Origin of the sequence: uncultured Microbacterium sp., from assembly GCF_913776565.1 — a bacterium.
Taxonomy (GTDB): Bacteria; Actinomycetota; Actinomycetes; order Actinomycetales; family Microbacteriaceae; genus Microbacterium.
Genome location: NZ_CAJYPF010000261.1, coordinates 1 through 8325, shown reverse-complemented (window position 1 = coordinate 8325; position 8325 = coordinate 1). Strand labels below are relative to the sequence as shown.

The following is an 8325-nucleotide window of genomic DNA, read 5'->3' as shown; positions in this document are numbered from 1 at the left end:
CGACCGTGTCGTCACCGGCGTTGAACAGCACGAGGAAGTGGTCGTCGCTGATCGACTCGCCACGACGATCGCGCTCGCGGATGCCCTGGCCGTTGAGGAAGACCCCCACCGCCAGGCCGAAGCCGTTGTCCCAGTCCTCGGGCTGCATGAGCGAGCCGTCGGGTCGAAGCCACACCACGTCGGGGATCGGCGCTCCCTCTTCCATCTTCACGGGGCGGCCGTCGAAGAACCGGCTGCGGCGGAAGGTGGGGTGCTGCTTGCGCAGGCGCGCGAGGGCCGCGGTGAACTCGATCAGGGGGGTGTCGATGTTCGACCAGTCCACCCAGGTGATCTCGTTGTCCTGGGCGTAGCCGTTGTTGTTGCCCCCCTGCGTGCGGCCGAGTTCGTCGCCGTGCAGCAGCATCGGCACGCCCTGGCTGAGCAGCAGCGTCGCGATGAAGTTGCGCTGCTGCTGCGCACGGCGCTTCAGCACCTCGGGGTCGTCGGTGGGCCCTTCGACGCCCATGTTGCTGGAGCGGTTGTGCGATTCGCCGTCGTTGTTGTCCTCGCCGTTGGCGTCGTTGTGCTTCTCGTTGTACGACACGAGGTCGCGCAGCGTGAAGCCGTCGTGGGCGGTGACGAAGTTGATGGATGCCACGGGGAAGCGGCCGGAGTGCTCGTACAGGTCGGCCGAGCCGGTCAGACGCGAGGCGAACTCGCCGAGGGCCTGCGGCTCGCCGCGCCAGAAGTCGCGGACGGTGTCGCGGTACTTGCCGTTCCACTCCGTCCACTGGGGCGGGAAGTTGCCGACCTGGTAGCCGCCGGGGCCGACGTCCCACGGCTCGGCGATGAGCTTGACCTGCGAGACGATCGGGTCCTGCTGCACGAGTTCGAAGAAGGCCGCGAGGCGGTCGACCTCGTAGAACTCGCGGGCGAGGGTGGAGGCCAGGTCGAAGCGGAATCCGTCGACGTGCATCTCCAGCACCCAGTAGCGCAGGGAGTCCATGATCAGCTGCAGCGTGTGGGGGTTGCCCACGTTCATGCTGTTGCCGGTGCCGGTGTAGTCGGTGTAGTAGCGCTTGTCGTCGTCTTCGAGGCGGTAGTACGCCTCATTGTCGATGCCGCGCATCGAGAGGGTCGGGCCCATGTGGTTGCCCTCGGCGGTGTGGTTGTAGACCACGTCGAGGATGACCTCGATGCCGGCGGCGTGCAGGGCCTTGACCATGGCCTTGAACTCCTGCACCTGCTGACCGTGGTCGCCGGTCGAGGAGTAGGTGTTCTGCGGGGCGAGGAACGCGATGGTGTTGTAGCCCCAGTAGTTCGACAGCCCCTTCTCCTCGAGGGTGGAGTCGTTGACGAACTGGTGCACCGGCATGAGCTCGATCGCGGTGATACCGAGCTTCTTGAGGTGCTCGATGACCGCGGGGTGGGCGATGCCGGCGTAGGTGCCGCGCAGTTCCTCGGGGACGTCGGGGTGCAGCTGCGTCAGACCGCGCACGTGGGCCTCGTAGATGAAGCTCTCGGCGTAGGGGATCTTGGGCTGACGGTCGCCCGACCAGTCGAAGAACGGGTTGATGACCACGCCCTTCATCATGTGCGGGGCGGAGTCCTCGTCGTTGAACGAGTCGGGGTCGCCGAACTCGTAGCTGAAGACGGGCTGTCCCCAGTCGATCTGGCCCTCGACGGCCTTGGCGTACGGGTCGAGGAGCAGCTTCGCGGGGTTGAAGCGCTTGCCGTTCGCGGGGTCGTACTCCCCGTGCACGCGGTAGCCGTAGCGCTGCCCCGGCTGGATGTTGGGGAGGTAGGCGTGCCAGACGTACGCGTCGACGTCGATCAGCTCGACGCACGTCTCCGTTCCGTCCTCGTCGAAGAGGCAGAGCTCGACCTTCTGCGCTCCTTCACTGAACAGGGCGAAGTTCGTCCCGTTTCCGTCGTAAGTGGCCCCGAGGGGATAACTGGATCCTGGCCATACCTGCTGCACGTCGCTCACGATAGACCAGCGTCGTTTCCCACGAAGGTCGTGGTCTCGGCTGTTGACACCCGGCGACCCCCCGACTATGCGCGCGGGTCTTTGTACCGGGTCGATCCCTCATCGCGACACACGGGTCAGGCGCGCTCGGGCGGGTGCCGCAGCAGCTCGATCCGCTCGTCGAGATAGCGCGCGAGCGGCATATAGCCGCCGGCGGTGCTCCAGCGCACGAGCACCTCGCCGTCGCGCACGGCCAGCGGGGCCGATCGGGCGTCCAGGGCGTCGAGGTCGAGGACCCGCCAGCCGATATGCACCGTCTCGCCCTCGGGGACGCCCCCGCGCGCCGCGGCGGCCGCGAGCTCCGCGCGCCGGCGTTGCGATTCGGCGGCGAAACCACGGCGCACCTCGGCCCGCGCGCGCACGATGTCGCCGGTCGCGAGGACGTCTCCGTCGGTCAGCAGCAGCACGCCCAGGTGCCAGGCCGAGCCCCGCGGCGCGATGCGGGAGGGGCGGGGGATGCCGAGCAGCCGCCGCCCCTCCTGCAGGTCGCCGATGCGCTCGCGCGGCGCGTCCACCAGGCGCTCCCTGGCCTCCCGCAGCAGGTCTGTCACACGCTCGTTCACCGGTCCCCCTCGTCTCTCGCGGCGGCGGCCCGCTCGCGAGCGCGCTCGGCTGCGCGCAGCGCCTCGGCCGCATCGGCGCGTTCCGCCTCACGTGCTCTCACGACGTCGTCGGCGTCCGCCTGATCGTGTTCGACCCGGGACAGCTCCGCCCGCAGGCTCTCGACGCGCTCAGTCGCACGGTCGGCGTGTTCGCGCGCCGCGGCGAGCCGCCGATCGCTCGCCGTCAGCTCGCGTTCGGCGTCGGCGCGGGCCCGCTCCGCGTCGCGAAGCGCCCGTTCGGCGGCCTTGCGGGCGCGGCGTGCGGCGAGATCATCCCGGGCCGCAGTCGGGACGGACACGACCTCGGGCACCGAGCCCGCCACCGCATCACTCCACGACGAGTCGTCGTCACGGGAAGCGAGATCGACGGCCGCCGTCAGGCGCCCGGTCAGGATGACCGCCGCAGCCCGTTCGTCGACGACCGCGGCGTTCACGGTCTTCTCCACCGCGTCGACGACGGACGCGCTCAACGGGGTGCCGGCGGCAGCGGCGAGCTCCGCGGCGCGACGGGCGAGGGCCGAGACCAGTTGTCGGCGCTGGCGCCCCAGTCGCGACAGCTCGGCGGCATCCAGGTCATCCTGAGCCTCGTGCAGAGCGTGCGAGAGCTCCACCGCCTCGCCCAGCTGCCCGTCGCGCACGAGCAGGTTGACCGCCCACGCGGCGACCGTGGGCTTGCGCAGCCCGGCGATCCGTCGGCCCAGTTCGCCGCCCACGGTCGCGCGCTCGGCGCGCGTCGCGGTGAAACGCGAAGGGGGCAGGGTGAGCAGTTCGGCGGCGACCTCGTCGAGGCGGTCGTCGTGGTCGCTCATCGTCCCATTCTGGCGTCCCGGCTCAGAGCGGGACCACCCCGGGCTGCGGGCCCCGGATCTCGCGGTGCAGACGCTCCATCCGGCTGTCGAGCTCGGCGGCCGTGTCGGCGGCGTCCTTGAGCTCGGCGAGCAGCTCGTCGGGGACGAGGCGGTCGTACTTGTAGTAGATCTTGTGCTCCAGGCTCGCCCAGAAGTCCATCGCGATGGTGCGGAACTGCACCTCGACGGGCACGTCCACGCGTCCCGTCGACAGGTAGACGGGTACCTCGACGATCACGTGCAGGCTCTTGTACCCGTTGGCCTTCGGCTGGGCGATGTAGTCCTTCACGTCGCGGACGGTGATGTCGTCCTGGCGGGTGAGGAGGTTCGACAGGCGATAGGCGTCGTCGACGAAGGAGCACGTGACACGGATGCCGGCGATGTCGGTGATCGCGGCGCGGATCGAGTCGAAGTCGGTGTCGATGCCCTTGCGACGCACCTTGTCGACGAGGCTGTCGGGCGATTTCACGCGGCTCGAGACGTGCTCGATCGGGTTGTACGCGTGCATCTCCTGGAACTCCTCGCGCAGGATCGAGATCTTCGTCTCGACCTCGGCGAGCCCGAAGCGGTACTCCATGAGGAAACGCTGGAACTCGTCGCGCATCGCCCGCAGAGCTGCTCCCGAGACGGTGATCTGCTGATCGTCCAGCGGGTCGGCCATGCTCCGACGCTAGCGAGTCGGACTACGAGGTCGCTGAACGTGCGTCCCGCGGCGGTTCGGCCGCGCGTGGGACGAGCTCGCCGTCGACCACGTCGATGCCGACGAGTCCGTGGAAGACGTCCGGCAGATCGTCGGGATCGCCCGTCGGTTCGGGATGCCGCGGGGTCGGGGGTTGAGTCACGGTGCCCTCCTTCCGTGCTGCGACAACTCTGACATGCACGGCGCACGGACCGCCCCCGTCTTGACAACCGTTCCGGGCGATGGGCGCCCCCCGCTCTGGCGTATCGTGGCCGCATGGGGACCATTCATTACGGGGGAAGCGGTACCACCGTCCACATCGAGGACCGCGCTCTGGCCCACCTCAAAGTCGTGATCTCGACGAAGCTCCGCCGCGGCGAGAGCTTCACCCTGTCGTGGCGGCACCGCGACGACGAGGAGCGTGGACGCAGCACGCTGTGGCTGCACCCCGCGATCCCTCTGCGCTTCGTCTTCGACGAGACGGAACCCACCACGCTGAGTCGGGAGTGGATCGAACGCCTGGCCGACAGCGCGAACTCGTCGGGCGGCATCATGCTCGTCCCCGAGGATGTCGCCCCCTCCACGCAGAGCGGGCCGGCGGAGCGCAGCGAGAAGAGCTGAGGATCAGCCCTCTTCGACGTGGGCGTCCTCGCTCGGCTCGGGCGTGATCGCCAGACCGTTGGGTCCCGACGCGGCGAGCATCAGGTCTTCGACCCAGACGCGGTTGATGCGCGGCTGACGGCTGCCGTAGAAGTGGAACTGGATCGGCACCGACGGGTGCATCCAGAAGCTGCGGCGTCCACTGCCGTCGCCGACCTCGACGTCGAACATGAACGATTCCGACCGGCGGAGCTTGTTCATCACGACGATGCGCAGGTGCGCGAGCGTGCGGTCGTCGATGTCGACGGCGTTGGCGACGGTGTCGTAGATGAATCGGCCCATACGAGCGAGCCTATCCGAGGAACGCACGTTCATCCGCTTTCCGGGATGCCACGTCGGCGGATGCGAAGCAACCCCGCGGGACGGTCGTCCGGGCGCGACTAACGTGCCGGTGTGGGAACGCTCTACTACGGCGACGTCGCGACTCCGATCGAGATCGAGGATCGCGCGCTCGCGCACGTGAAAGTCGTCATCGCCACCAAGCTGCGCCGCGGCGAGAGCTTCACGCTCTCGTGGACGCACGGCCCGGGTCAGGAGGTGGGGCGCAGCACGGTGTGGTTGCACCCGTCGATCCCGTTGCGCTTCGTCTTCGACGAGCCGGAGCCGGCGCTGCTCAGCCGCGCCTGGATCGAGGCCCTGGCGAACTCGGCCAACTCGTCGGGTGGCCTGTTGCTCGTGCCGGAACCGGACGCCCCCGGCGCCTGAATCAGACCGTCGACTGGTCGAGGATCTCGCGCGCGCCCTCTTCGACGGCGGTGGGGACCACGAGCGGCCGGCCCGCCGAGAACGCCTCCCACTCGCGCAGCACGATCGCCTCGACATGGACCGGGTCCTCGAGGGGATAGGCGGCGCACAAGCGCGACACGACGTCGTGGAACGACGCGACCTCGATCCCGTCGATGACGTGCGTGGTGTCGACGGCGCGGGTGGACGACGTGTCGCGCACAATGCTGTCGTCCATAGCCTCATGCTTTCACGGACGCCCACGGGCGCCTAATGATCGGGGGGAAAGAAGGCCGCCTACCTTCTCGGTCGGCGTTGTACCCGTGGACTCAGTGCGCGCCGGCGGCGTCTGCGGGGTGCGGGTCGACCTGGTCGACGGCATCCTGCAGGCGCCCGAGGCACGCGATGACGGCCGAGCTCTCTTCGGGCGTCATGTCAACCACCGCCGCCATCATGCGGGCGTGCATGGATCCGAGTGTGGCGCGCACCTCCTCGTCGCTCGCGGCGGTCGCGACGATGAAGATGCTGCGGCGGTCGGAGGGGTGCGGCACACGCGTGACGTGCCCCGACTTCTCGAGACGGTCGACGATGGCCGTCGTCGAGGCCGTGGACACGCCCAGGTAGCGGGTGAGCTCGCTCGGCGACACCTGGCGCTGCTGACCGGCGGCCTTGAGCAGGTACCGCAGCACGAGCAGCTCGTTCTCGCCCATCGACATGGATTCGCGCGTCCGACGGCGCATGGCCACCTCTGCCGCCCGATAGACGCGGAACGCCTGCAGCACGTCGACGGCGCGGCGGCGGCGGTCTTCGTCACTCGCGCCATACCAGTAGCGCGACGAATCCGAACCGTTTTCCACCAGGGCATCCTATGTCAGGACCGCGCGTCCAGCCCCCTGCCGATGCGCATGGCGGACAGGTACGATGGTAAGTAGAACGGTTACCTACTTGATCGGCACCGAAGACACTAGCGCACCGAGGAAACCGGGGAGGCGACATGCGACATTCAGCGACAGCGGACGACGTGGTGAGAGCCCTCAACGACCTCACCGATTCGGGGATCGCCTCCGAGCGCGCCGCCCTCAGCTCGCTCGGGATCGGACCCAACGACGCCAAGGTGCTGCGATTCCTCTTGCAGCGCGACCCGGACGACGAGCCCGTCACGCCCCGGATGCTCGCATCGATGCTGAGCATCTCGTCGGCCGCGACCACCGCTCTCATCGACCGCCTCGCCGAGGCCGGGTGGGTCGAGCGCGAGCCGTACCCCGGTGACCGCCGCTCGATCGTGGTCCGCGCGAAGATCGACATCGACTCCCCCGCCCGCCGGATCCTCTCGGTCCGTCGAGCCTCGGCGGTCGCCGCCGCCGCCCGTCTCGGCCCGGCCGAGCGGCGCATCGTGGCGGACTTCCTCGACGACATCGCGCGAGGAGAACGCGAGGACATCGACGAGATCGCGGTCGACGATCAGCAGTCTCGCGCCAGCTGACGCCACGCCGACGAAGCACGAACCCCCGCGATCGAGGACCGCGGGGGTTTGTGCCGTGCTCTACTCGGTCGAGCGTCCGGTCTCGGATTGCAGGCGCTCGATCTGCTCCGAGGCCTCGGCCTTGGTGAGATCGGCGGGGATCTCCTCCCCGGCCTGACGCGCGAGGGTGTCGAGGTAGCTGCGCTGGGGCGCCGTCATCGGCTCGTCGCCGGTCACCCAGTCCGACGGGTCCTTCTCGGCGGGGTTGTCGCTCTCGCGGGTCGCACCCAGGGTCTCTTCTTCACGGGAGGTATCGCTCATGCTCGAAGGCTAGGCGCGCGACGAGCCGCCCCACCCCGGGATTGACAGCGCGCACAGCCGGGTGCGGCATCCTGGATCGATGCCCGACGAGTCCTCTCCGATCGACGTCCAGGTCGACACCTACGACCGGGACGGGGTGCGCACGCGGGTGACGCGCACGTCGACGGGGGTGAAATCGCCACGGACGTTCGTCCTCATCGCCGGCATCGGCGTAGCCGCGACGTACTTCGAGTTCCTCGCGCCGTTGCTCGCCGCGCGCGGCGAGGTCCTCGCACTCGACCTGCCCGGTTTCGGCGGGGTCCCGGCATCCGGACGACAGCCCACCGCATCGTTCTTCGCGGACCAGGTCGAGGGGGTGATCGACCACTACGGTCTCGACGACCCGGTCCTGCTCGGGCACTCGATGGGAACGCAGGTCGTCACCGAGGTGCTCGCGCGGCGTCCCGGGTTGTCGCACGCCGTCCTCGTCAGCCCGGTGGTCGATGAGGACGAGGCGAATGCTCTCGTCCAAGCGGTGCGATTCGTGCAGTCCACGGCCCGCGAATCGATCCACATCGCGATGCTGGCCTTCTCGGCGTATCTGCTGTGCGGAGTGCTGTACTTCCTCGAATCCCTGCCGCACATGCTGCGCTACCGCATCTCGGACCGGGTGGGGCTCGGGCATGCGCGTCTGCTCCTTCTGCGCGGCGAGTTCGACCGCCCCTCGCCCCGCCGCCTGCACTCACGTCTGGTGTCGCGGGCCCGCGAGGCGCGGCGGTGGGAGATCGAGGGCGCCGCGCACTGCGTCGTGAACAGTCACGCGGTGGGCGTCGCGCGGCTCGTGCTGCGCCACCTCGACGACGACCTCCCGGCGAAGGGACGGATGCCGGCGGCCGAGGCCGCGGTGCCGCCGGCCGCGCACGCCGACCTGAGCATGGTGCTCGGCGCGCTGGCCAGCCGCGTCGCCGAGTGGATCAGTGCCGCCGTGAAGAACGAGGACGGCGTCGAGAGGGCGAAGGTCCGGCACGCGCGGGTACTGTGGC

13 protein-coding genes are annotated in these 8325 nt (G+C 69.2%); 4 read left to right on the top strand and 9 right to left on the bottom strand.

Going from position 1 to position 8325, the window contains the following annotated elements:
- The 5 genes from glgX to QZ433_RS14425 all read right to left on the bottom strand — a co-directional run.
- On the bottom strand, window positions 1-1969 hold a 1969-nt coding region (gene glgX, locus QZ433_RS14445), incomplete at its 3' end, for a glycogen debranching protein GlgX (RefSeq protein WP_295784783.1).
- Window positions 1970-2085: 116 nt separating this feature from the next.
- Window positions 2086-2571, bottom strand: a complete 486-nt coding sequence (locus tag QZ433_RS14440; RefSeq protein WP_295784780.1) for a glutaminase — start codon at window positions 2569-2571, stop codon at window positions 2086-2088.
- A complete protein-coding gene (locus QZ433_RS14435; RefSeq protein ID WP_295784777.1) occupies window positions 2568-3419 on the bottom strand; it encodes a transposase in 852 nt (283 codons plus the stop codon). The genes QZ433_RS14440 and QZ433_RS14435 overlap by 4 nt, the downstream gene beginning before the upstream one ends.
- Window positions 3420-3441: 22 nt before the next feature.
- Window positions 3442-4119 carry a GTP pyrophosphokinase family protein gene (locus tag QZ433_RS14430; RefSeq protein WP_295784776.1) on the bottom strand — a complete coding sequence of 226 codons (678 nt, stop codon included), beginning with the start codon at window positions 4117-4119 and terminating at the stop codon, window positions 3442-3444.
- A gap of 22 nt (window positions 4120-4141) precedes the next feature.
- A complete protein-coding gene (locus QZ433_RS14425) occupies window positions 4142-4300 on the bottom strand; it encodes a hypothetical protein (protein ID WP_295784774.1) in 159 nt (52 codons plus the stop codon).
- A gap of 113 nt (window positions 4301-4413) precedes the next feature.
- On the opposite strand from QZ433_RS14425, the gene QZ433_RS14420 reads away from it, so the two are divergent.
- Window positions 4414-4758, top strand: coding sequence for a hypothetical protein (locus QZ433_RS14420; protein ID WP_295784772.1), 345 nt, complete (start codon window positions 4414-4416; stop codon window positions 4756-4758).
- 3 nt (window positions 4759-4761) lie between these two features.
- Here QZ433_RS14420 and QZ433_RS14415 read toward each other — a convergent pair whose 3' ends face one another.
- Window positions 4762-5079, bottom strand: coding sequence for a hypothetical protein (locus QZ433_RS14415; protein ID WP_055959437.1), 318 nt, complete (start codon window positions 5077-5079; stop codon window positions 4762-4764).
- A 111-nt stretch (window positions 5080-5190) separates the two neighbouring features.
- Here QZ433_RS14415 and QZ433_RS14410 point away from each other — a divergent pair, with 111 nt between their 5' ends.
- Window positions 5191-5502 carry a hypothetical protein gene (locus QZ433_RS14410; protein ID WP_295784768.1) on the top strand — a complete coding sequence of 104 codons (312 nt, stop codon included), beginning with the start codon at window positions 5191-5193 and terminating at the stop codon, window positions 5500-5502.
- A gap of 1 nt (window position 5503) precedes the next feature.
- Here the strand turns inward: QZ433_RS14410 and QZ433_RS14405 are convergent, their stop codons facing one another.
- Window positions 5504-5758 (bottom strand): hypothetical protein, encoded by a 255-nt coding sequence (locus QZ433_RS14405; RefSeq protein WP_295784766.1) that lies wholly within the window; start codon window positions 5756-5758, stop codon window positions 5504-5506.
- 91 nt (window positions 5759-5849) lie between these two features.
- Window positions 5850-6377: a MarR family transcriptional regulator gene (locus QZ433_RS14400; RefSeq protein ID WP_295784762.1), complete on the bottom strand. Its 528-nt coding sequence runs from the start codon at window positions 6375-6377 to the stop codon at window positions 5850-5852.
- A gap of 137 nt (window positions 6378-6514) precedes the next feature.
- Here QZ433_RS14400 and QZ433_RS14395 point away from each other — a divergent pair, with 137 nt between their 5' ends.
- On the top strand, window positions 6515-7003 hold the full coding sequence (locus QZ433_RS14395; RefSeq protein ID WP_295784761.1) for a MarR family transcriptional regulator: 489 nt from the start codon (window positions 6515-6517) through the stop codon (window positions 7001-7003).
- Between the two features lie 60 nt (window positions 7004-7063).
- Here the strand turns inward: QZ433_RS14395 and QZ433_RS14390 are convergent, their stop codons facing one another.
- On the bottom strand, window positions 7064-7303 hold the full coding sequence (locus tag QZ433_RS14390; protein WP_108317268.1) for a DUF3072 domain-containing protein: 240 nt from the start codon (window positions 7301-7303) through the stop codon (window positions 7064-7066).
- A 79-nt stretch (window positions 7304-7382) separates the two neighbouring features.
- On the opposite strand from QZ433_RS14390, the gene QZ433_RS14385 reads away from it, so the two are divergent.
- The coding region (locus QZ433_RS14385) for an alpha/beta fold hydrolase (protein WP_295784759.1) at window positions 7383-8325 on the top strand (943 nt) is incomplete at its 3' end.

Coding starts and splice junctions, on each gene's coding strand:
- QZ433_RS14435 (WP_295784777.1), bottom strand. CDS start 3,419: ATGAGCGACCACGACGACCGCCTCGACGAGGTCGCCGCCGAACTGCTC.
- QZ433_RS14430 (WP_295784776.1), bottom strand. CDS start 4,119: ATGGCCGACCCGCTGGACGATCAGCAGATCACCGTCTCGGGAGCAGCT.
- QZ433_RS14420 (WP_295784772.1), top strand. CDS start 4,414: ATGGGGACCATTCATTACGGGGGAAGCGGTACCACCGTCCACATCGAG.
- QZ433_RS14415 (WP_055959437.1), bottom strand. CDS start 5,079: ATGGGCCGATTCATCTACGACACCGTCGCCAACGCCGTCGACATCGAC.
- QZ433_RS14405 (WP_295784766.1), bottom strand. CDS start 5,758: ATGGACGACAGCATTGTGCGCGACACGTCGTCCACCCGCGCCGTCGAC.
- QZ433_RS14395 (WP_295784761.1), top strand. CDS start 6,515: ATGCGACATTCAGCGACAGCGGACGACGTGGTGAGAGCCCTCAACGAC.
- QZ433_RS14390 (WP_108317268.1), bottom strand. CDS start 7,303: ATGAGCGATACCTCCCGTGAAGAAGAGACCCTGGGTGCGACCCGCGAG.